Source organism: Martelella mediterranea (assembly GCF_021021415.1).
Classification (GTDB): Bacteria; Pseudomonadota; Alphaproteobacteria; order Rhizobiales; family Rhizobiaceae; genus Martelella; species Martelella mediterranea_C.
Genome location: NZ_JAINWJ010000010.1, coordinates 171410 through 193177 on the forward strand (window position 1 = coordinate 171410; position 21768 = coordinate 193177).

The 21768-nt window shown below is 63.3% G+C and carries 23 protein-coding genes and 1 riboswitch; of the genes, 17 read left to right on the forward strand and 6 right to left on the reverse strand.

Annotation, left to right across the window (positions count from 1 at the left end; translation table 11 throughout):
- The first annotated feature begins 17 nt into the window (after positions 1-17).
- From prfA to K7H91_RS08660, 6 genes are all read left to right on the forward strand, one after another.
- On the forward strand, positions 18-1100 hold the full coding sequence (gene prfA / locus K7H91_RS08635) for a peptide chain release factor 1 (RefSeq protein WP_230719813.1): 1083 nt from the start codon (positions 18-20) through the stop codon (positions 1098-1100).
- Entirely contained in the window at positions 1096-1959 is an 864-nt protein-coding gene (prmC, locus tag K7H91_RS08640; RefSeq protein ID WP_419197463.1) for a peptide chain release factor N(5)-glutamine methyltransferase, read from the forward strand. Before prfA ends, prmC begins: the two co-directional genes overlap by 5 nt.
- A gap of 413 nt (positions 1960-2372) precedes the next feature.
- Positions 2373-3143 carry a DUF4167 domain-containing protein gene (locus K7H91_RS08645; protein WP_230719815.1) on the forward strand — a complete coding sequence of 257 codons (771 nt, stop codon included), beginning with the start codon at positions 2373-2375 and terminating at the stop codon, positions 3141-3143.
- 310 nt (positions 3144-3453) lie between these two features.
- Complete coding sequence (gene cmk, locus K7H91_RS08650; RefSeq protein WP_230719816.1) at positions 3454-4092, forward strand: (d)CMP kinase; 639 nt, start codon at positions 3454-3456, stop codon at positions 4090-4092.
- 161 nt (positions 4093-4253) lie between these two features.
- On the forward strand, positions 4254-5960 hold the full coding sequence (gene rpsA, locus K7H91_RS08655) for a 30S ribosomal protein S1 (protein ID WP_230719817.1): 1707 nt from the start codon (positions 4254-4256) through the stop codon (positions 5958-5960).
- Positions 5961-6108: 148 nt separating this feature from the next.
- Entirely contained in the window at positions 6109-6462 is a 354-nt protein-coding gene (locus tag K7H91_RS08660) for a DUF6665 family protein (RefSeq protein ID WP_230719818.1), read from the forward strand.
- Between the two features lie 95 nt (positions 6463-6557).
- On the opposite strand, the gene K7H91_RS08665 is transcribed toward K7H91_RS08660, so the two are convergent.
- Positions 6558-6731: a YdcH family protein gene (locus tag K7H91_RS08665; protein ID WP_230719819.1), complete on the reverse strand. Its 174-nt coding sequence runs from the start codon at positions 6729-6731 to the stop codon at positions 6558-6560.
- Positions 6732-6985: 254 nt separating this feature from the next.
- Here K7H91_RS08665 and purE point away from each other — a divergent pair, with 254 nt between their 5' ends.
- From purE to K7H91_RS08685, 4 genes are all read left to right on the forward strand, one after another.
- Positions 6986-7495, forward strand: coding sequence for a 5-(carboxyamino)imidazole ribonucleotide mutase (purE, locus tag K7H91_RS08670; RefSeq protein ID WP_419197458.1), 510 nt, complete (start codon positions 6986-6988; stop codon positions 7493-7495).
- A complete protein-coding gene (locus K7H91_RS08675; protein WP_230719821.1) occupies positions 7492-8565 on the forward strand; it encodes a 5-(carboxyamino)imidazole ribonucleotide synthase in 1074 nt (357 codons plus the stop codon). The genes purE and K7H91_RS08675 overlap by 4 nt, the downstream gene beginning before the upstream one ends.
- A 127-nt stretch (positions 8566-8692) precedes the next feature.
- Positions 8693-8818, forward strand: coding sequence for a type B 50S ribosomal protein L36 (gene ykgO / locus K7H91_RS08680; RefSeq protein ID WP_018064355.1), 126 nt, complete (start codon positions 8693-8695; stop codon positions 8816-8818).
- A 68-nt stretch (positions 8819-8886) separates the two neighbouring features.
- Positions 8887-9477 carry a tetratricopeptide repeat protein gene (locus K7H91_RS08685; protein WP_230719822.1) on the forward strand — a complete coding sequence of 197 codons (591 nt, stop codon included), beginning with the start codon at positions 8887-8889 and terminating at the stop codon, positions 9475-9477.
- 6 nt (positions 9478-9483) lie between these two features.
- Here the strand turns inward: K7H91_RS08685 and K7H91_RS08690 are convergent, their stop codons facing one another.
- The 3 genes from K7H91_RS08690 to K7H91_RS08700 all read right to left on the reverse strand — a co-directional run bounded on the left by K7H91_RS08690 (position 9484) and on the right by K7H91_RS08700 (position 11528).
- Positions 9484-9687 carry a hypothetical protein gene (locus K7H91_RS08690; protein WP_230719823.1) on the reverse strand — a complete coding sequence of 68 codons (204 nt, stop codon included), beginning with the start codon at positions 9685-9687 and terminating at the stop codon, positions 9484-9486.
- Positions 9688-9839: 152 nt separating this feature from the next.
- Positions 9840-10784, reverse strand: coding sequence for an ABC transporter substrate-binding protein (locus K7H91_RS08695; protein WP_230719824.1), 945 nt, complete (start codon positions 10782-10784; stop codon positions 9840-9842).
- A gap of 30 nt (positions 10785-10814) precedes the next feature.
- Positions 10815-11528 carry an ABC transporter permease gene (locus K7H91_RS08700; RefSeq protein WP_419197464.1) on the reverse strand — a complete coding sequence of 238 codons (714 nt, stop codon included), beginning with the start codon at positions 11526-11528 and terminating at the stop codon, positions 10815-10817.
- A gap of 108 nt (positions 11529-11636) precedes the next feature.
- Positions 11637-11738, reverse strand: a riboswitch (TPP riboswitch).
- Positions 11739-11952: 214 nt separating this feature from the next.
- Here K7H91_RS08700 and K7H91_RS08705 point away from each other — a divergent pair.
- Positions 11953-13281: a sugar porter family MFS transporter gene (locus K7H91_RS08705; RefSeq protein WP_230719826.1), complete on the forward strand. Its 1329-nt coding sequence runs from the start codon at positions 11953-11955 to the stop codon at positions 13279-13281.
- A 102-nt stretch (positions 13282-13383) separates the two neighbouring features.
- Here the strand turns inward: K7H91_RS08705 and K7H91_RS08710 are convergent, their stop codons facing one another.
- Positions 13384-14442 (reverse strand): lysine-2,3-aminomutase-like protein, encoded by a 1059-nt coding sequence (locus K7H91_RS08710; RefSeq protein WP_230719827.1) that lies wholly within the window; start codon positions 14440-14442, stop codon positions 13384-13386.
- A gap of 204 nt (positions 14443-14646) precedes the next feature.
- Between K7H91_RS08710 and K7H91_RS08715 the strand changes: the two genes are divergently transcribed.
- Genes K7H91_RS08715 through K7H91_RS08725 form a run of 3 tightly spaced genes read left to right on the forward strand, consistent with a single transcriptional unit; the run spans position 14647 to position 17417 of the window.
- A complete protein-coding gene (locus tag K7H91_RS08715; protein ID WP_230719828.1) occupies positions 14647-16035 on the forward strand; it encodes a PLP-dependent aminotransferase family protein in 1389 nt (462 codons plus the stop codon).
- 4 nt (positions 16036-16039) lie between these two features.
- The gene (gene fdhD, locus K7H91_RS08720) at positions 16040-16852 is read left to right on the forward strand and encodes a formate dehydrogenase accessory sulfurtransferase FdhD (protein WP_419197459.1); all 813 of its coding nucleotides are present in this window, start codon (positions 16040-16042) and stop codon (positions 16850-16852) included.
- Positions 16842-17417, forward strand: a complete 576-nt coding sequence (locus K7H91_RS08725; protein ID WP_230719829.1) for a nucleotidyltransferase family protein — start codon at positions 16842-16844, stop codon at positions 17415-17417. Before fdhD ends, K7H91_RS08725 begins: the two co-directional genes overlap by 11 nt.
- 56 nt (positions 17418-17473) lie before the next feature.
- On the opposite strand, the gene K7H91_RS08730 is transcribed toward K7H91_RS08725, so the two are convergent.
- Positions 17474-18025: a GcrA family cell cycle regulator gene (locus K7H91_RS08730; RefSeq protein ID WP_230719830.1), complete on the reverse strand. Its 552-nt coding sequence runs from the start codon at positions 18023-18025 to the stop codon at positions 17474-17476.
- Positions 18026-18406: 381 nt separating this feature from the next.
- Here K7H91_RS08730 and K7H91_RS08735 point away from each other — a divergent pair, with 381 nt between their 5' ends.
- From K7H91_RS08735 to K7H91_RS08745, 3 genes are all read left to right on the forward strand, one after another.
- Positions 18407-19588, forward strand: coding sequence for an aspartate aminotransferase family protein (locus K7H91_RS08735; RefSeq protein WP_230719831.1), 1182 nt, complete (start codon positions 18407-18409; stop codon positions 19586-19588).
- A 71-nt stretch (positions 19589-19659) separates the two neighbouring features.
- The gene (argF, locus tag K7H91_RS08740; protein ID WP_018064367.1) at positions 19660-20580 is read left to right on the forward strand and encodes an ornithine carbamoyltransferase; all 921 of its coding nucleotides are present in this window, start codon (positions 19660-19662) and stop codon (positions 20578-20580) included.
- Between the two features lie 31 nt (positions 20581-20611).
- The gene (locus K7H91_RS08745) at positions 20612-21601 is read left to right on the forward strand and encodes an Hsp33 family molecular chaperone (RefSeq protein WP_230719832.1); all 990 of its coding nucleotides are present in this window, start codon (positions 20612-20614) and stop codon (positions 21599-21601) included.
- The last annotated feature ends 167 nt before the right edge of the window (positions 21602-21768 follow it).

Sequence of the window (21768 nt, forward strand, 5' to 3'; positions counted from 1 at the left end):
AGCGGAGTGATCCCGGCGTGGCAAGGCTACCCAAAGACAAGATGCGCGAACTTGAACGACGGTTCTCCGAGGTCGAGGCCCGGATGTCGTCCGGCCCCGACGCGGAAACCTATGTGAAGCTCGCCTCCGAATATGCCGAGCTGGAACCGGTGGTGAAGAAGATCCGCGACTATCAGGCCGCCGAAAGGGAGCTTGCCGATCTGGAAACCCTGCTTGCCGACAAGGCGACCGACCGCGAAATGCGCGAACTCGCCGAAATGGAAATGCCCGATCTCGAGGAGAAGATCGAGGCGCTGTCGGGCGAAATCCAGATCCTGCTGCTGCCGCGCGACGCCGCCGACGAAAAGAGCGCCGTGCTCGAAATCCGCGCGGGCACCGGCGGTTCCGAGGCGGCGCTGTTTGCCGGCGACCTGTTCCGCATGTATGAGCGTTACGCCTCTTCCAAGGGCTGGAAGGTGGAGGTGCTTTCGGCGAGCGAGGGCGATGCTGGCGGCTACAAGGAAATCATCGCCTCGGTCAGCGGCAAGGGCGTGTTCTCCCGGCTAAAATTCGAATCCGGCGTGCATCGGGTGCAACGCGTGCCCGAGACGGAGGCCGGCGGGCGCATTCATACATCGGCGGCGACCGTTGCCGTGCTGCCGGAAGCCGAGGATATCGATGTCGAGGTGCGTCAGGAAGATATCCGCATCGACACGATGCGCTCCTCCGGTGCTGGCGGCCAGCACGTCAACACCACCGATTCGGCCGTACGCATCACGCACCTGCCGACCGGCATTGTCGTCACCTCATCGGAAAAATCCCAGCACCAGAACAGGGCGAAGGCGATGCAGGTGCTCAGGGCAAAGCTCTACGACATGGAACGCCAGCGCGCCGATGATGCCCGTTCCGCCGACCGCAAGAGCCAGGTCGGCTCCGGCGACCGCTCGGAGCGCATCCGCACCTATAATTTTCCGCAGGGCCGGGTCACCGATCACCGCATCAACCTCACGCTCTACAAGCTCGATGCCGTGATTGCCGGCGATCTCGACGAGGTCGTGGATGCGCTGGTGGCCGATTATCAGGCCGGCCAGCTTGCCATGCTCGGCGTCGAGGCGCATTGAGGTGACGCTTTCGGAACTCTACCGCCAGACCGTCGACGCCTTCGCGGCGGCAGGTCTCGATGCGCCGCAGGAAGACGCCCGTCATCTCGTCAGCGGTGTGCTCGGCCTGACGCTGACCGAGATGGTGACCGAGGGTGCGCGCGTGATCGATGCCATCGAGATGCAGGCGGTCGCCGAAGCGGTCGAACGCCGCAAGAACCGCGAGCCGGTCTATCGTATTCTTGGCGCGCGCGAGTTCTACGGGCTCGATTTCCTGCTGTCGCCGGACACGCTGGAGCCGCGGCCCGATACCGAAATCCTGGTCGAACACTGCCTGCCCTTCCTGAAACGCCGCATCGCCGAGACCGGGCGGGCGCGTTTCGTCGATCTCGGCACCGGAACCGGGGCGATCGCGATCACGCTGCTCAGCCAGTGTCCAGAAGCGGTGGGCGTTGCAACGGATATTTCCGAGGGCGCCCTTGAAACGGCGCGCGGCAATGCCTTGATAAATGGCGTAGGCGACCGGCTCGGCCTTAGACAGGGTTCGTGGTTCGAGGCAATCGACGGGCGTTTTGACATGATCGTGTCAAATCCGCCTTATATCGTCTCGGACGAGATTGCGGCGCTTCAGCCCGAAGTTCGCGATTTTGATCCGTTGGCGGCCCTTGATGGCGGCGAAAGCGGCCTGGATGCCTATCGGGCGATCGCCGCCGGCGCAGGCGACCATCTCGCCGAAGGCGGGATCGTGGCGCTCGAAATCGGAGCCGAACAGAAGACGGCGGTGACCAGGGTGTTTACCGAAGCCGGTTTCAAACTCTCGGTTGCAGCGAAGGACCTCGGCGGAAACGACCGTGCATTGATCTTCATCAGGGCCGAATGAGGACGGAGACGGAGGCGGCGGCTTTTTGACCGCCGGCAATGGGCCTGTCTAAATATTTGAAACTGCGCGGCGTTCCTGTCGCGAAAGATTGCGATTTTCCGGCCCAGGCGCCCGGATTTTTTTGAAATCAGCTAAAGAAAGGGCTTGGAATTTCTCCACAGGCGGGCTAGGTTGCAGCCACGCAAAACGGCGACTGAAAGAAACAGCGATTCGTCGCTTGGCCTCAGTCTACAGGTTTTCCGTCCAATGTTGGTTCATTGCGACTTACCGTCTTTTGCGTGATTCAGGTCCTTAAATTCCACGAATGGCAGCGCTGAGATGCCCTGCCGGATGGACTATGCCGCCGTGTGTTCATGACACCGCCCGGCAAAGGGCGTAGCTCGACCATAAACAGAAATTCAGGTGAAGTTTTCATGAGGTCAGGACAGCAGAATAAACGCGGACGCGGGCGCGGCGGCAATAATAACAATTTCAACCGCAAGGGCGCCAATCCGCTGACCCGGACCTATGACAGCGCCGGTCCCGATGTGAAGGTCCGCGGCACCGCCCAGCATGTGGCGGAGAAATACATGACGCTGGCGCGCGACGCCCAGAGCGCCGGCGACCGCGTCATGGCTGAAAACTATCTTCAGCATGCCGAGCACTACAACCGGATCATCGCCGCCGCCCAGGCGCAGATGCAGGATCGCCACCAGCGCGACGACCGCTCCGACAATGATGATAATGACGACAATGCCGCCCAGGCCAACGGCAACCGCGCCGATGATCGCAATGACGGCAATGATCGTAACGACCGCGGCGAGCGCAATGACCGCAACGAGCGCAATGACCGTCGCAACAATCGCCGCCCCGAGCAGGCCGTCGATGCCGATGGGCCGCAGCCGGTGATCGAGGGCACGCCCGCCGAAGTGATGGCAGAGGACGCCAACGGCCAGCCGGTCGACAAGCCGCGCCGTCGCGCCTCGACCGCCGCCCGCCCGCGCCGCACCAAGCGCGCCGCCGCCGAAACGGCGGCCGAGGGCGAAGCACCGGCAACCGAGGACAAGGCGCCCGCCGCCGAAGCCGCCCCGGAAGGCGAAGCCCCCAAGAAGCCCGCCCGCCGCCGACGCACGCCGAAGGCCGAAGCCGGCGACAATGACGGCAACCGCGACGCCAAGGCGCTGGCTGACGCTGCTTCGGAGTAAGCAGCGGTCGTCGGGCTGAGGCGCAGGCGTTGGTTTCCGGCTTTCGATATCGGAAACCTCTCCGTTCCTGATCTCTCCCCTTGAGGGAGAGATGCCCCCGACAGGGGCAGAGAGGGGTGAACCCTCTCCGAGAGTTCGGTGTTGGCGGCTTTTAGAGCTTGCGCCCTTTACCCCTCTCTGTCGCTTTCGCGACATCTGCCCCTCAAGGGGGGAGATTATTGGCTGTGAGGTTTCTGGTTAAGACGGACCGGAGCAGTCGCGGCAGACAAGCATATCGATTAAAGCCGGCCCCGGCCGGTGGCGGGGACGAATGGCACTGGTGATTGCAATCGACGGGCCGGCGGCGGCCGGCAAGGGGACGCTGGCGCGCAGGCTCGCCGCGCATTACGGCCTGCCGCATCTCGATACCGGCCTCACCTATCGCGCCACCGCCAAGGCGCTCATCGATGCCGGCAAGCCGCTCGATGACGAGGCGATCGCCGCCGAAATGGCCGGCGCGATCGATCTTTCCGGATTGGACCGCGCCGTGCTTTCCGCCCACGAAATCGGCGAAGCGGCCTCGAAGGTCGCGGCCATGCCCAAGGTGCGCGTTGCGCTCGTCGCCGCACAGCGCCGCTTTGCCGAAACCGGCAGGGGCGCGGTGCTCGACGGGCGCGACATCGGCACGGTGGTCTGCCCCGATGCGACGGTGAAGCTCTACGTCACCGCCGATGCCGAACTGCGCGCCCAACGCCGTTATGACGAGATCGTCGCCGGCGGCGGCGTTGCCGATTTCGCCGAAATTTTCGAAGACGTGAAGCGCCGCGACGCGCGCGACATGAGTCGCGAGGACAGTCCGCTCAGGCCGGCGGACGATGCGCACTTGCTTGATACGTCCAAAATGGGTATAGAGGCCGCGTTTCAGGCCGCGCGCGCGATTATCGACGGGCAGCTTGACCGGAATAACTGAAATTGGCGGGGTTTCCCGCATATAGAGGTTTTCACAGCATCCACGCGCCGGAATGCTCTTTACCATAAGGGAAAGAGGGGTGCTCTGACTACCTGATATCAACACCAGCCACCGGCGCATCCGTGTCAGGCTTTTTGAGCCGGCACGATCCAGGAGTTTTCATGACTGCACAAACCCCCACGCGCGACGATTTCGCCGCAATGCTGGAAGAATCCTTCGGCGCCAACAATGATCTGGCCGAAGGCTATGTCGCCAAGGGCCTCGTTACGGGCATCGAAAAGGATGTCGCCATCATCGATGTCGGCCTCAAGGTCGAAGGCCGCGTGCCGCTGAAGGAATTCGGCGCCAAGGGCAAGGACGGCGAACTGAACGTCGGCGACGAGGTCGAAGTCTATGTCGAGCGCATCGAGAACGCGCTGGGCGAGGCTGTCCTGTCGCGCGAAAAGGCGCGCCGCGAGGAATCGTGGATCAAGCTCGAAGCCAAGTTCGAGGCTGGTGAGCGCGTTGAAGGTCTGATCTTCAACCAGGTCAAGGGCGGCTTCACCGTCGATCTCGACGGCGCGATCGCCTTCCTGCCGCGTTCGCAGGTGGATATCCGTCCGATCCGCGACGTTTCCCCGCTGATGCACACGCCGCAGCCGTTCGAAATCCTGAAGATGGACAAGCGCCGCGGCAACATCGTCGTTTCGCGCCGGACCGTTCTTGAGGAAAGCCGCGCGGAACAGCGTTCGGAAATCGTCCAGAACCTCGAAGAAGGTCAGGTCGTTGAAGGTGTTGTCAAGAACATCACCGATTACGGCGCCTTCGTCGATCTCGGCGGTATCGACGGTCTGCTGCACGTCACCGACATGGCATGGCGCCGCGTCAACCACCCGACCGAGCTTCTGTCCATCGGCCAGAACGTCAAGGTTCAGATCATCCGCATCAACCAGGAAACGCACCGCATTTCGCTGGGCATGAAGCAGCTTGAAGCTGACCCGTGGGATGGCATTTCGGCCAAGTATCCGGAAGGCAAGAAGATTTCCGGTACGGTTACGAACATCACCGATTACGGTGCGTTCGTCGAGCTGGAGCCGGGCATTGAAGGCCTGATCCACATCTCGGAAATGTCCTGGACCAAGAAGAACGTCCACCCCGGCAAGATCCTGTCGACCACGCAGGACGTCGATGTCGTCGTTCTCGAAGTCGACCCGGCCAAGCGCCGCATCTCGCTCGGTCTCAAGCAGACGCTCGAGAATCCGTGGGAAGCTTTCTCCTTCTCCAACCCGCCCGGTACCGAAGTCGAAGGCGAGATCAAGAACAAGACCGAATTCGGCCTGTTCATCGGTCTCGAAGGCGATGTCGACGGCATGGTGCACCTTTCCGATCTCGACTGGAACCGTCCGGGCGAGCAGGTCATCGAGGAATACAACAAGGGCGATATCGTCAAGGCTGTCGTTCTCGATGTGGACATCGAAAAGGAACGCATCTCGCTCGGCATCAAGCAGCTCGGCAAGGATGCGCTGACGGAAGCGGCCGCTTCCGGCGATCTGCGCAAGGGCGCTGTCGTTTCCTGCGAAGTCATCGGCACCAATGACGGCGGCGTTGAAGTGAAGCTCGTCAACCACGACGACATCACCGCCTTCATCCGCCGTTCGGATCTTGCCCGCGACCGCGACGACCAGCGCCCCGAGCGTTTCTCGGTCGGCCAGGTCTTCGATGCCCGCGTCACCAACTTCTCCAAGCGCGACCGCAAGGTCATGCTGTCGATCAAGGCGCTGGAAATCGCCGAGGAGAAGGAAGCCGTGGCACAGTTCGGTTCGTCCGACAGTGGCGCTTCGCTCGGCGACATCCTGGGCGCGGCTCTCAAGAACCGCGACGACCAGTAAGCTTCGCTTGCTTCACGAATAGAAAGACCGCCGGGTGGCAACGCCCGGCGGTTTTGTGTTGTGTACCGCTTTCTCGTTTTATGCCGTCAAACTCTTGACCTCACGCGCTCACCTTCCAATCTTCGGAACACGACGCAAGGAAAAGATCATGGCCTACAAAAAGCCGATATTGCCCGGCACCAGCAGCAGGCCGCTGGATCCGGATCTGGACGCTCTGCAATACGAAATCATGCAGGAGACGGCGCAGGCGCTGGGGCGGATCGGCGGACGGCTGGAAGAGGCGTTGGCGGCGCTCAGACGCCACGACGAGACGCCGGGCTCCAATCAGGACCGCGACGAACTGGTTCAGGCAGCGGCCGACCGCGCTTTCGCGCTGTTCATCCAGCGCGATTATCTGGGGCTGCGTACCGACCACCATCTGAAGTCGACCTATGACATACCGCGCGAGGTGATGCTCAGGATCGGGGTGATGAAGAAGCGGGAGAAGGACGACGGGGTTTGAGCATTGCGCAGGCTTCGAGCCGCTGATCAGGCACGCGCTGATCCATACAAAAACGCCCCGGTTTTGGGCCGGGGCGTTGAGGACAGGGGGGTGTCTTAAGTAGCTGAGTGATGGAGGCGTTCAATCTCGTCTTTCAGGTGAAGTTTCCTGCGTTTGATCGATGCGATTTCCTGGTCGTGGCTGGACGGCGAAGCCATTACGTCGTGAAGCTTCCTCTCAAGTTCGGAATGCTTTTCCTCAAGAGCGGCAAGATGCGTCTGAACTGTCATTGCACACGTCCTTCCTTTGGTTTCGCGCCGCCGGATGCGGCGCCTCGTCATCAAAGTGCAATATCAGCATGCCATGATCGAAGACGTTTGTCGAAGGCGGAAATGTGATTTTGTGAGGGCATTTTGCCCCAGGCAGGACTGAACTCTCCGGCGCCTTGCTTTTCACCGAAAACGATTGATGCTAGAGCGTGTTTCGCCCGAAACGACGCAGCGTTGGCGCGTGCCACATTCGTCGAATTTGTTGAAACAATGGAATGCCGATGAGCCCGATCAAGAATCCGCCTGTCGCCATCGTCATGGGGTCCCAGTCCGACTGGGAAACGATGAAGAACGCCGCCGACATTCTCGATATTCTCGACATCGATTACGATGCGCGGATCGTCTCGGCGCACCGCACGCCGGACCGTATGTATGAGTTCGCCCGCAGCGCCCGCGCCGAAGGCTTTCAGATCATCATCGCCGGTGCCGGCGGGGCGGCCCATCTGCCGGGCATGATGGCGGCGCTGACGCCGCTGCCGGTTTTCGGCGTGCCGGTGCAGTCGCGCGCGCTCTCCGGCCAGGACAGCCTGTTGTCGATCGTGCAGATGCCGGCGGGCATACCGGTCGGAACGCTCGCTATCGGCAGGGCCGGCGCGGTCAATGCGGCGCTTCTGGCGGCCGCCGTCCTGGCGCTCGCCGATCCCGAGCTTGCGGGCAGGCTGGATGAATACCGCGTGCGCCAGGCGGCAAGCGTTGCCGAATACCCCATCGACAAGGACGAATGAGTTTCATGAAAACCATCGGTATCATCGGCGGCGGCCAGCTTGGCCGCATGCTGGCCATGGCGGCCGCCCGGCTGTCGATCCGCACCGTTATTCTGGAACCGCAGGAAGATTGTCCGGCCGCGCAGGTCGCAAACCGCCATATCGTGGCGGCCTATGATGACGAGGCGGCGCTTTTTGAGATTGCCGGCGGCTGTGAAGTGATCACCTATGAATTCGAAAACGTGCCGGAGAAAAGCGCGGCGCTTCTGTCGGCCGAACGGCCGGTCTATCCGCCGGCGCGCGCGCTTTCCGTTTCGCAGGATCGGCTCACCGAGAAGACGTTCCTCAATGACAGCGGCATCGCCACCGCCGGATTCCGGGCGGTCGATACGGCCGAGGATCTTGCCGCGGCGCTCGAGACATTTGGCGGACGCGGCGTGTTGAAGACCCGCCGCTTCGGTTATGACGGCAAGGGCCAATGGGTGTTTGACGGCAGCGACAATGACCCGGAGGCCGCTTTTGCAGCGCTTGATGGCGCGCCTGCGATCTTCGAGGAGTGGATCGATTTCGATCGTGAAATCTCGGTGATCGCCGCGCGCGGCATGGACGGCACGATCGTTTGTTTCGACCCGGCCGAAAATGTGCACCGCGAGGGCATTCTGCGGACATCCACCGTCCCGGCCAATGTGTCTTCGCAGACCGGCGCGGCTGTCCGCGCGGCGGCGGAGCGGCTTCTGATCGGGCTCGATTATGTCGGCGTGCTGGGGCTGGAACTGTTTGTCGCCCGCGACGGCAGGCTGATCGCCAACGAGTTCGCGCCGCGCGTCCACAATTCCGGCCACTGGACCGAGGCGGCCTGCGTTCTCTCCCAGTTCGAGCAGCATATCCGGGCCGTTTGCGGCCTGCCGCTGATCGACCCCGTCCGCCACAGCGATTGCGTGATGCACAACATCGTCGGCGACGATATGGAGTGGATTCCGCAGTGGATGACGACCTCCGGCGCGCTCGTGCATCTCTACGGCAAGGCCGAAACGAGGGCAGGGCGGAAAATGGGCCATGTTACCGTTCTGGAAAAACGTCGCGACGGTTGACTTGGCGGCGATCATTCGCTAGGTAGCGGCCACTGTCGGGCGCGCTTTTTCAAGGCGCGCCTTTGAATATCAATACTGACCGCCTTTACTGATCAGTCGAGAGCGGCACAAACAGCGGATCGAAAACATGAAGATCAAGAATTCGCTCAAGGCGCTCAAGTCCCGTCACCGGGAAAACCGTCTGGTGCGCCGCAAGGGCCGGGTATACATCATCAACAAGCAGAATCCGCGCTTCAAGGCCCGTCAGGGCTGAGAAAATCAGCGCATTATCTGTTTGAATTTTTGCCATGACGGGATACCATTCCCGTCATGCGCTTTTCTATGTCTGCCATTCTGATACTCGCCGCTCTGGCCGCCGGCCCGCTGCCGGCGCTTGCCCAAGGCAACGCCGCGGACGAACAGGTTTCCGCGATGCCGGATGCGGTTGTCGAGTCCGATCCGCTGGACAGGCTTTACGACCGGCTGAAACGCACAAGCGATGCCGGACGGGCGGCCGACCTTGCTCGCCAGATCGACGAATATCTCGATCGCTCGCCAAGCCCCACGGTTTCTCTGCTGATCGAATGGTCGGATGATTCGGAAAACAATGGCCGCAGCGCAGCGGCGCTCGATTTCCTGTCGGAGGCGATTGCGCTGAGGCCGGACGAGGCAGCCCCCTACCGCAAGCGCGCGGTGCTCCATTACACCCATGGCGATCTCGAACGCGCCATGGACGATATCCGCACATCGCTGTCGCTGGAGCCGCGCGATTTCGGCGCGCTCGGCCTGATGGCGACGATCCTCGACAGGACCGGGCGGCAGGAAGCGGCGGTCGAGGTGTGGCGGCGGTATCTCGAACTCTATCCCGCCGACCGCGATGTCGCGGCCTTTGTGGAAAGCACGCTGAACGAGCGTGCGGGCAAGCGGATTTAACGGACTTCAGAAATGCATGACGTGGCGCAGCACCCGGTAGATGAGGTGGAGCGCCAGCAGCGCCGCGCCGACGGCGATCGTCAGGTGCGAAAGCGGGCTCAAAAGGCTGCCCTCGATCGTGCCCGCGACGTCGGGATATTGATAGAGCAAGATGCGGATGGTGAGGCCCGCAAGCCCGACCACCACCAGCACGAGGCCGGCAAGTTTCATGATCCGATCTCCTGTCGTGAAGGAATAGAGATCGGTCTTTGCATGGCGGTATCGCCGCAATTGTCGTCACAAAAGACCGAAACAGCGAGGCGGCCCGCGAGCCGCCTCTTTCACTTTTTTATAATGTGCTTTTGTGGCGATTTGAGGCCGATCTACTTTTCCTGCGATAGCGACACTGAAATCGCATCGACCGGCGGCGCTTCGGAGATCAGCCCGTTTTGCGCCATGAACGCGCCGAAACGTTCATACCGCTCGGCATCGGAGGCGGCGGGACGCTTGGCGAAGCGGACGATCGATTCGGCGAAGGCCTGGCGGTTCAACTCGTCGTCGAGATCGGGATAGGCCTTGGCAAAGCTCTCCCATGCCGCCTCCGGATGGTTGACGATGAAGACCGTCGCCTTTTCCACAGCATCGAGGAAGCGCGGCAGCCGGTCGTCGTCAAGCATGTCGCTGCGGGTCACGTATATAAGCTCGTCATAGACCGGCACGCCATGCTCTTCCGGAAAGAAGGCCTTACCCTCGTGGCCGGCGATCCGCATCTGCGGCAGTTCGATATTGCGGAACGAGCCGATGGTGGCATCGACCTGTCCAGACAGCAGCGACTGGGTCAGCGCGAAATTGACATTGATCAGGGTGATGTCGTCCTTGGTAAGGCCCGCGTTTTCCAGCATCGTGGCCACCACCGCATCCTCGATGCCCGCCACCGAAAAGCCGATCTTCTTGCCCTTCAGATCGGCGACGGATTTGATCGGCCCGTCTTTCAGCACCGTCAGCGTGTTGAGCGGGGTCGAGACCAGCGTGCCGAAGCGGACGATATCGATGCCGGCCTCGTGGTCGAGATAGAGATTGGGCTGGTAGTGAATGCCGATATCGACCTTGCCGGTCGCCACCATGCGCGGCACCATGGACGGGTCGGACGGCGGCACCAGTTCCACATCGAGCCCCTCATCAGCGAAGTAGCCGTTTTCGGCGGCGATCACCAGCGGTGCGTGGTCGGGGTTTACATACCATTCGAGGATCACGTCGAGCTTGTCGGCGGCGCTCGCCAGCCCGGGAGCCAGGGCAAGAGCGGCGGCGAATGCGAGTTTCTTCAGCATGTCATTCTCCTGTTCGGTTGAGCCGGCCGCTCAATCCTCATGCGACCAGCGGGTGAAGAAGGGGGCGGCGAGATCCACCGCTTTTCGAAACAGCACGGCCTCGAGCGCCAGGATCAGCATAGCGGCGAACACGGTCTCGCTCTGCATGCGGGCATTGGCCTGGACCATGAGGAAGCCGAGGCCGCCGGCTGACCCCACCCATTCGCCCACCACCGCGCCAAGCGGCGCGAGCGGGGCCGCGATCCTGAGGCCGGAAAACAGATGCGGCATTGCCAGGGGCAGGCGGATGTGGCGCAACATTTCGAAATGGTCCGCGCCATCGAGAAGCCCCGCGGCCACGATCTCCGGATCGGTGCGCCTCAGCCCGTCGGCAAAACTGGAGGCGACGGGGAAGAACACGATGATCGTCGTCATCACCACTTTGGAGGCGATGCCGAAGCCGAACCAGAGCACCAGCATCGGCGCGATCACGAAGACGGGAAAGGATTGCAGCACCACCAGAACGGGCCAGATGAAACGGCCGATGCGGGGAAAGGCGGCAATGAAAATCGCCGCCGCCGCGCCGAAGACCGCGCCCATGGCAAAGCCCGCCAGGATTTCCCTTAGCGTCACCAGCGCTTCTTCAAGCAGCATCGCGTGGGCGGTCTGGAACTTCGCCAGCACGGCAAGCGGCGGCGGCAGGATATAGCGCGGCAACTCGCCGAAAACGATGATCGCCTGCCAGAGCACAAGAAGCCCGGACATGATCGCGAAAAAGGTGAGTGCCGCCGAAAGGGTACGCTTCAATCCCGCTCTCCCCGGCTAAACCGGGCAGCGAAGGCGTCAATAGAGGCTGATTTTCTGGGCGTGTCGCTCAAGACCAAACTCCGTTCCTACGCCGGCATAACCCGGATCAGGTTCAAGGGTTCGGCCATCGGCCATCTCAGTGTCACGGACACACCCCTCGGATGCGTCCTCTATGCCGCGCGATCGTGCGTCGGTCAAGGGGCTCGGCGGCGAAGTCGGGAACGCCGCTAATATAAACGCTAAGGTCCAAAAGGATTTGACAACGGGTGCCGTTTCGACTTTCAACTTTTGGTATAAGGCCGTTTGCGGTTTTCAGCGGCGGTTCATAAACGGGGTCATAAGAGGGGAAGGCGGCAGCCGCCGCCCAAGCGGAGGAAAACCCATGCTCATAGCCATCGTCATTGTGGCAGCGCTGTTCGGCATGCTCTTCGGTTTCGACCAGGGCGTGATTTCCGGGGCCTTGCCGTTCATCAAGCAGGATTTCACGGTTTCGGCCTTCATGGAGGGTGTGATTACCTCGGCCGTGCCGCTCGGCGCGGTGGCGGGCACCGTGCTTGCCATGGTGACCACCGATCGCTACGGCCGCAAGCCGATGCTGATATTGGGCGCGCTGATCTTTCTGGTCGGCTCGCTGATCTCCGCGCTCGCCTTCAACCAGTATGTGCTGACCCTTGCCCGCCTCCTGATCGGCGTCGGTATCGGCGCCTCGGCCATGACCGCGCCGATGTTTCTGGCGGAAGTCGCGCCGGCGCGCATTCGCGGCACCATCGTCTCGGCCTTCCAGTTGATGATCACCATCGGCATCATGGTATCCTACATGTCGGATGCGGCCTTTGGCGGATCGGGCGACTGGCGCTGGATGATCGGCGTCGGCGTGTTCCCGTCGATCGTGGCGCTGATCGGCATCCTGCTGTCTCCGGAAACGCCGCGCTGGTTGACGCTCAATTCCAATGCCGACAAGGCGCGCGATATCATCGCGAAGCTGCAGCCGGAATCTTCGCCCGCCGAGGTTGACGAGATCATCGCCGAGATCCAGGAAAGCGCCAAGGACGAGGAGGCCGCCCCCGCCTGGAGCGCCTTCCTGAAGCGCGGCATCCTGCCGGTGACGAGCTTCGCCATGATCGTGTTCGTGCTGCAGCAGCTTTCCGGCATCAACGCGATCATCTACTACGCTCCGGAAATCTTCAAGAATGCCGGATTTTCCGGCACCACGACCGATCTGCTGGCCACCGTCGGCATCGGCGTCGTCAATGTCGCGCTGACCGTGGTCGCGATGTATCTGGTGGAAAGCATGGGCCGGCGCAAGCTGCTGATCCTCGGCTTCATCGGAACCGCGCTGTCGATGGCGCTGGTGACCGTGGCGACGATGATGGATGTCGCGGCAACCCCCTATCTCGCCATGATCGGCATCTTCGCTTTCATCGCCTTCTTCGCCGTCAGTCTTGGCCCGTTGCCCTGGCTTTACATGTCGGAACTGTTTCCGTTGAGACTGCGTCCGCGCGGCATGGCGCTCGCCTCGGTCGCCAACTGGTCCTTCAATTTCCTGGTGGCGCTGGTGTTTCCGGATTTGCTGGCGAGTATAGGCATTGTCGGAACCTTCGCGATCTTCACCTTCTTCTGCGTTGTCGGCATTGTCTACGCGATCGCCGCCGCACCCGAGACGAAGGGCATTACGCTGGAGGAAATCGAGGCGCGCACCATCGCCGCGTGAGGGCGGCAGCGGCGTCCCTCCAAAGGAAGCGAACCTCGCCCTGGCCTTCGCTCAGGGCGAGGCACAACGGAGATGACGCACCCGGCGCGGCCAGGCTGGCGCTCACCGCCAGTCGGAATAGGAATGTTTTCCGCCCCGGTAATCCGTGGCCTCGTATTCGCCCGCGCCGGTTTGCTCCAGATAGGAAGGGCCGATCGGCGCCTTGCCCTGGCCGCCCGGAATATCAAGTACATAGGTCGGCAGGCAGAGCCCCGAGATCGTGCCCTGCAGCGCTCGCATCAGCGCCTGGCCGCGCGCGATCGGCACGGCGAAATGGGCAACGCCCTTGGCCTTGTCGAGATGGTGCAGGTAATACGGCTTGACCCGGTTGGCGAGGAGCGCCTTGAACAGGCTCGCCAGCATTTCGGCGTCGTCGTTGATGCCCTTCAGCAGCACGGTCTGCGCGAACAGCGGAACGCCGCCATCGGCAAGGCGGGCGAGCCCGCCGCGCACCGCCGCCGTCAGCTCGCGCGGATGATTGACGTGGATGACGATATTGACCGTCTTGCCGGCCTGCTTCAGCGTATCGACCAGACCGTCGGTGATGCGCTCCGGCGTGACCAGCGGGGCGCGGGTGTGGATGCGGATTACGGCGACATGCTCGACTTCGCCAAGCGCCTTCATCAGCGCGGAAAGCCGGCGGTCGGACAGCACCAGCGGATCGCCGCCCGACAGGATCACCTCCCAGATTTCGCTATGGGCGCGGATATAGTCGAGCGCCGCCGCAAGCTCCTCGCGGTCAAGCGCCGCCTCCGGCTCGCCCACGGTTTCGCGGCGGAAGCAGAAACGGCAATAGACCTGGCAGGCATGGGTCGGCTTCAAGAGCACCCGGTCGGGATAGCGGTGGGTGACGCCCTTTGCCCGCTCGAACGCCCCGTCGCCGATCGGGTCGTCCATCTCGCCGTCATAGGCTTGAAGCTCGCGCGCATCCGGCACGAACTGGCGCGCCAGCGGATCATCGGCGGCCACCGTGTCGATCGCCGACAGGATATGGGCCGGAATGCGGATGCGGAAATCCTCGGCAACCCGCGCGATATCGCCCGCCGTCTCCGCCGGCACGAGCCCGCGCGCCACCAGCGCATCGGTGTCGGTTATCGCGGTTTTCGCTTTGCTCTCGGACATGGCCGCCCCGTCGCCGGTTTCGTTTGGGGCGTTCTAAACGGTTTGCTGCGCCAAGCAAAGCCGGTCCGGTCCGGCGCGCACCTTTTCAAAACCTGCCAGGCGTTTCGAAAGCGTTAGGCATTTCACGGCTTTGGCATTGCCTTTCCGCAATCCGCTTTCGGCCGCGCGCTTGTCATTCTCCCGGATTTGCCCCACCATCCGGAGATGACAAAATGGCGCCCGAATCCCCGGCTGATCAAGCGGCCGGCTTATCTCTCCATTGCCGAACAGATCGCGGCCGCCGTGCGCAGCGGCCTGCTGATCGACGGCATGCGCCTGCCGCCGCAGCGCGAGATGGCGGCCGATCTCAAGGTGTCGGTGCAGACCGTCAGTCGCGCCTATGAGGAACTGACGCGCCGTGGCATGGTGGTCGGCGAGGTCGGGCGCGGGTCCTACATCAAGGCCGAGCCGGTGGCGCCGGAGCGGCCCTACCTGACGGAGGGCGGCAGCGGCGTCATCGATCTTTCGATCCTGAAGCCGGTCTGCGAGAGCCGCAGCCTTGCCAAGTTCCGCGCGGCCTTCGCCGATCTCGGCGCCACCATGCCGCCGGAACTGGCGTTTTCGATGATGCCCAACGCGCTGTTCCAGCGCTACCGCATGGCCGGCGTCAACTGGCTGGCGGCCTGCGGGCTGAAGGCGGCCGCCCACGGCATCACGGTCACCAACGGCTCCAGCGATGCGATGACGGCTGCATTCATGAGCGTGGTGCCGGCCGGCGGCGCGCTGGCGGTGGAGGCGCTGACCCACCCGATGGTGCGCCCGCTCGCTGGCTATCTCGGCATCGATCTCGAAGGCGTGGAGGTCGATAGCGAGGGCATTGTGCCGGCTGCGCTCGAAGCCGTTGCCGGCCGCAAGCGTCTGCGGGCGATATTCCTCCAGCCGTCCGCCGCCGGTCCGCAGGCGCTGGTGATGAGCGCGCCGCGCCGCCGCGCGATTGCGGCGATTGCCCGCAGGCTCGACCTTGCCATCATCGAAAACGATGTGCTGGGACCGCTCGTCGAAAACCGCCCGCCGCCGGTCGCTGCCTTCGCGCCGGAGCGCACGGTCTACATGACCGACCTGTCCAAGAACACGATCCCCGGTTTGCGCTGTGGTTTCGTGGCCGCGCCGGATCGCTTTGCCGCCGCCGTTTCCAACCGTTATCTCGCGGCGAACTGGGTAGCGACGCCGGTGATGGCGGAGATCGCCAGCCGCTGGATCCTTGATGGGACCGCGATCGAACTCGTCAACTGGCAGCGCCAGGCGCTGATGCGCCGCCGCGCGATTGCCGAGAAAGCGCTTACCGGCATCGCCTGCCGGATGACGCCCGGCGCGCTGCATGTCTGGATACCGCTGCCGGAGGGCCTCACCGAGACGGCGATGGTCGAGCGGGCGAAAAGCCGGGGCGTTGCTGTCGCGGCCGGGTCGAGCTTCCATGTCGGCCGCGCCGCCGCGCCGCCGGCAATCCGGGTGGCACTCGCCGCTTCAAGCGAGCTCGAACTCGCTTCGTCGCTGGCACTGGTCGCGGCGATCCTGAAGGGCGAGCGGCAGCTTCCCAAACCGGTGATGGTGTAAGGCGATGGCCGGAGCCCCCTTGAAGCCCCTGTTTACCCATGGAAGCCGCGAAGAGGCGGTCGACCGGCCCCTTGCCGCCGAGATGGCGGTGGCGATGAGCTATGGCGGCTCCACCCATGCGGTGATGATGGCGACGCCCGAAGACCTCGTCGATTTCGCCTATGGCTTCAGCCTGACGGAAGGCATCATCAGGGATGCTCGGGAGATCGAGGCGGTCGATATCGTTGCCTTCGACAAGGGCATCGATGTGCAGATCACGCTGCGGGCGGATCGCTCCGAGGCGCTCGCCGCCCGTCGCCGCTCCATGGCCGGGCCCGTCGGCTGCGGGCTCTGCGGGCTCGAAAGCATCGATGCGGCCGTGCGGGACGTGCCGAAAATCGCCGCTCCGGAGTTTCGCCTGTTGGTTGACGAGGTGAACGCCGCTGTGGAGGCGCTGTCGCGCGCGCAGCCGCTGTTTGCCGCAACCCGCGCGGTGCATGGCGCGGGCTTCTATAGTCCAGGCGAGGGCATGCTGACGGTGCGGGAAGATGTCGGCCGCCATAACGCGCTCGACAAGCTGATCGGCTCCCTGGCGCGGGAGGGCATTGATGCAAGTGCGGGTGCGATTGTCGTCAGCAGCCGGCTCTCGGTGGAAATGGTGCAGAAGGCGGCGATTGCCGGCAGTCCGGTGCTGATCGCGATTTCCGCCCCGACGGCGCTTGCCGTCGAGACGGCCGAGGCCGCCGGCCTGACGCTGATCGCCACGGCGCGCGGCGACGGCTTCAGCGTCTACACCCGCGCCGAGCGGATTATCGCAGCGGGGCCCGATGCAGGCTGAATTATCAGAGGTCATGGAGGCGGTTTCGGACAGTCCGCTTGTCAGGCCACTTCTGGAAAACTGGCGCCTGATTGATCTTCCGGATTGCTGGCTGGTGGCCGGCGCGCTGGCGCAGACGGTCTGGAACCGCCGGTTCGGGATGGACCCGGCGCACGGCATCGCGGATATCGATATCGTCTATTTCGATGCCACCGACCTGTCGGAACGGGCGGAAGCCCGCCATGCCGCCCGTATCCGCGCGGCTTTTTCCGCTCTGCCGGCCTGGATCGACGTCAAGAACCAGGCCCGGGTGCATCTCTGGTACGGCGACCGTTTCGGCTTCGACATCGAAGCATATGACAGCGTCTCGGAGGCGATCACGACCTTTCCGACCACGGCCACCGCCTTCGGCATCAGACCGACGGGCGACGGCTTCGAATGCGATGCGCCCTTCGGTCTCGCCGATCTCCTCAACGCTGTCGTGCGCCCGAACAAGACGCAGGTGTTTCGCGAGGCGTATGAGAACAAGGTCGAGCGCTGGAAGACGCTATGGCCGGACTTGACGGTGATCGGCTGGGATGGGTGAGGGCGTAACAAAAAAGCGCCCGAAGGCGCTTTTTACGGATGAGGCCTGCCGTGGTTTCACCCAGCCCGGCGGCGGTCGCTGACAGGTTGGTAGGCGAGCTTGGCGTGGTAGCTGCAATAGGGGGAATTCTCCTTCGCATCGCAGCCGCAGAAATAGAAATCGTCCTGGGTCGGGTCGCCGACCGGCCATTTGCAGGTCATTTCGGTGAGCTCGGTGAGCGCCACCTTCTTCATGATCGGCACGACATTGTCGGGGTTCGAGCGGGGGCGCGCGGCCGGAACGGCTTCGACCTCCTGCTTGAGCGCGGTGGCGCCGGCGGTGCGCGGCGCGGATGGCGTGCTCTGCGGCGGAGCGGCCGGGCGGCGGCCGGCGACGCGCGAGGCGAAGTTCGGCGCGCGTGGCGGGGCGGTGTTGCGCGCGGTCGCCCGGGGCGCGGCCTGCGGCGGCGCGCCGCCGCTCTTGGCGCGGCCGGGCAGCGAAAGGCGATGCACCTTGCCGATCACGGCATTGCGGCTGACGCCGCCGAGTTGGGTCGCGATCTGGCTGGCGCTCAGCCCTTCCGACCAGAGTTGTTTGAGTTTTTCGACGCGTTCGTCTGTCCAGCTCATATGTCGTCTCCGGCTATTGCGGGCGGAATCCGGCGTCGTGCTCCGAAACATGTCCGAAACAGGAAAAACTCGCCAATCCGGGTAATCAGATCCGCCGCTTGCAGTACTCTGTTGGCTCGTAAAGTAGGCCTATGGTCGGGGCGTGGCAAGGTTACGGGGAATCGCGCGAATCGTTTTTCGCGGTTTTCCCCAACTTGGTGATTTTTGTATTGGCGGGGGCGAAAACGGCGGCGGATTCGCCCAAACGCCTTGCTGCCACCGCGTTTGTTGACATTGGAGGCGGACATGACAATATAAGGCCTGCCGCCGCCTCAAGGCGGCATTTTTAATTTCTGCGGGCGTTGAAAATCGCCCTTGTCATCTTGTCGGAGTTTTACCGCCATGTCCGGTGCATCGCCTCTTTATAATACGTTCGCCAGAATACCGCTCACTTTCGAGCGCGGCGAAGGCGTTTGGCTGATCACGGACAAGGGCGAGCGATATCTCGACTTTGCCGCCGGCGTCGCCGTCAATTCGCTTGGCCATGCCCACCCGCATCTGGTCGCGGCGCTGAAGGATCAGGCCGACAAGCTGTGGCATGTCTCGAACCTCTATCAGGTTGCCGGTCAGGAAAAGCTGGCCGAGCGCCTGACGGCGGCGACCTTTGCCGACAAGGTGTTCTTCTCCAATTCCGGGGCCGAGGCGCTGGAGACGGCGATCAAGACCGCGCGGCGCTATCATTATGCCAAGGGCCATCCGGAGAAGATCGACATCATCACCTTCGAGGGTGCCTTTCACGGTCGTACGCTCGCAACGATCGCGGCCGGCGGCCAGGCGAAATACATGGAAGGCTTCGGGCCGAAGGCGCCGGGCTTCATCCAGATTGCGGCCGGCGATCTCGATCTTCTGAAGGAAACGATTTCCGATACGACCGCCGCCTTGATGATCGAGCCGATCCAGGGCGAGGGCGGCGTGCGCACCGTCGACAAGGCCTTTCTTCATGCCATGCGCGCGCTGTGCGAGGAACACGGCCTGTTGCTGATCTTTGACGAGGTCCAGACCGGCGTCGGGCGCACCGGCACGCTGTTTGCCTACGAACAGACCGGCGTCGCGCCCGATATCATGGCGATCGCCAAGGGTATCGGCGGCGGGTTTCCCGTCGCTGCCTGCCTTGCGACCGAGGAGGCCGCATCCGGCATGGTGCCGGGCGTGCACGGCACCACGTTCGGCGGCAATCCGCTGGCCATGGCCGTCGGCAATGCGGTGCTCGACGTGGTGCTGGAAGACGGCTTCCTGGAGCATGTCAAGGAGGTGGGCCTGGTGTTCAAGCAGGGGCTTGCCGAGTTGAAGGACCGCTATCCGGGCGTGATCGGCGAAATCCGCGGCGAAGGCCTGATGCTGGGCATCAAGGCCAATGTGCCGGCCGGCGAACTGGCGGCGGCCATGCGCGAGGAAAAGCTGCTGTCCGTGCCTGCCGGCGACAATGTGATCCGTCTTCTGCCGCCCTTGACCGTCACGGTCGAGGAAGCGCGTGAAGGTCTTGCCCGGTTGGGCCGTGCCGCTGAAAAGCTTTCGGCAGCCTAGGCCGCGGCCACACGAAGCGGTTTGCTGGCCGGTCGCGCAAAACGAAGTTCTATCTGTGAAAGAGTAGTTCCATGTCCAATCCGAGGCATTTTCTCGATCTCTCCGCCGTTTCGAAATCCGCGCTGCGCGGCATTCTCGATGACGCGGCGAGCCGAAAGACCGCCCAGAAGGCAGGCACCGCGGACAAGCCTCTGGCCGGCAAGGTGCTGGCGATGATCTTCGAGAAGCCGTCGACCCGCACCCGCGTTTCCTTCGATGTCGGCATGCGTCAACTTGGCGGCGACACGCTGGTGCTGTCCGGCAAGGACATGCAGCTCGGCCGCGCCGAGACGATCGGCGATACCGCCAAGGTGCTGTCGCGCTATGTCGATGCGATCATGATCCGCACCACCGATCACGACCGGCTGCTGGAGCTTGCCGAAACCGCCACCGTGCCGGTGATCAACGGGCTGACGGATGCGACCCATCCCTGCCAGATCATGGCCGATCTGCAGACCTTCGAGGAGCATAACGGCCCGGTGGCCGGCAAGACCATTGCCTGGACCGGCGACGGCAACAATGTGCTGCACTCGTTCCTCGAAGGGGCCGGGCGGTTTTCCTACCGCATGAACATCGCCGTGCCGAAAGGCTCGGAACCGGAAATGCGGTTCGTGGACTGGGCGCGCGCGGAAGGCGCGGAAGTCAACTTCTTCGAGACGGCGGCCGAAGCCGTCGCGGGCGCCGATTGCGTGGTCACCGATACCTGGGTTTCGATGAACCAGGAGCACAAGGCGCGCGGCCACAATGTGTTCCAGCCCTATCAGGTCAACGCGGACCTGATGAAAAAGGCGAATGGCAACGCCATATTCATGCACTGCCTGCCCGCCCATCGCGGCGAGGAGGTGACTGACGAGGTGATGGACGGCCCGCAATCGGTTGTCTTTGACGAGGCCGAAAACCGGCTTCATGCCCAGAAATCCGTTCTGGCCTGGTGCCTCGGCGTCTTCGACTGAAGCGCCGCCTTGCCGGGCAAGGAGATGAACAATGCAAAATCTTGAAACGCAACTCGGCGAACTCGGTTTCGCCGGTGATGACATGGTTGTGCCCTTCCAGGTGGATGCGCTCGATGTGCGCGGCCGCACGGTCCAGCTCGGCCCGCTGCTGGACACCATGCTGGCGCGCCACGCCTACCCCGAGCCCGTCGCGCGGCTGCTGGCCGAAGCAGTGGTACTGACGGCGCTGATCGGCACATCGCTGAAATTCGAAGGCAAATTCACCGTCCAGACCAAGGGTGACGGCCCGGTCGACCTCTTAGTCGCCGATTTCTCGACGCCGGATGCGCTGCGCGGCTATGCCCGCTTCGATCAGGATGCACTCGATGCCGCGATCGAGGCGGGCAAGAGCGAGCCGGAAGCGCTGCTTGGCCGCGGCGTGCTCGCCTTCACCATCGACCAGGGTGGCTTCATGCAGCCCTATCAGGGGATCGTGGAGCTTGACGGGCGTTCGCTCGAGGAAATCGCCATGGCCTATTTCCGCCAGTCGGAGCAGATCCCGACGGCGGTGCGTCTCGGCGTCGCGAAGCTGTTTTCGCGCGACGAGGACGGTCAGCCGCGCGAAAGCTGGCGGGCCGGCGGGCTGGTGGCCCAGTTCCTGCCGCCGGAACCGGAGCGCATGCGCCAGCCGGACCTTCACGGCGGCGACGGCGATGACGGCGTGCTGTCGCACGATCCGGATGATGCCTGGTCGGAAGCCCGCGCCATGGTGGAAACCATCGATCTCGACGAGATGACCGACCCGGAAGTCGGCGCGGAACGGCTGCTCTACCGGCTGTTTCATGAACGCGGCGTCACGGTCTATCCCGCCCACGGGGTCTATGACCGCTGTTCGTGCTCGCGCGAGAAAATCCGCGACGTGCTCGGCGCCTTCACGGCCGAGGAACTCGCGGAAAGCACCGAAGATGGCAAGATCACGGTGACCTGCGAATTCTGCTCGACGGCGTATGAATATGCGCCGGAGGAGTTCGGCCAGGATTGATGTCCATCGAACCGCTCAGTTCAATTAACCATTGAATTGAGCGGCCCCGCATCGTATGCGTAGATGTGTTCCGCATAAGTCAATATAAAAACCCGGCGTGTCGCCGGACTGCAGGAGCATTCAGGGCTGACGGCGCGGTTGCGACCGCACCGGCGAGTGAGGCGAAG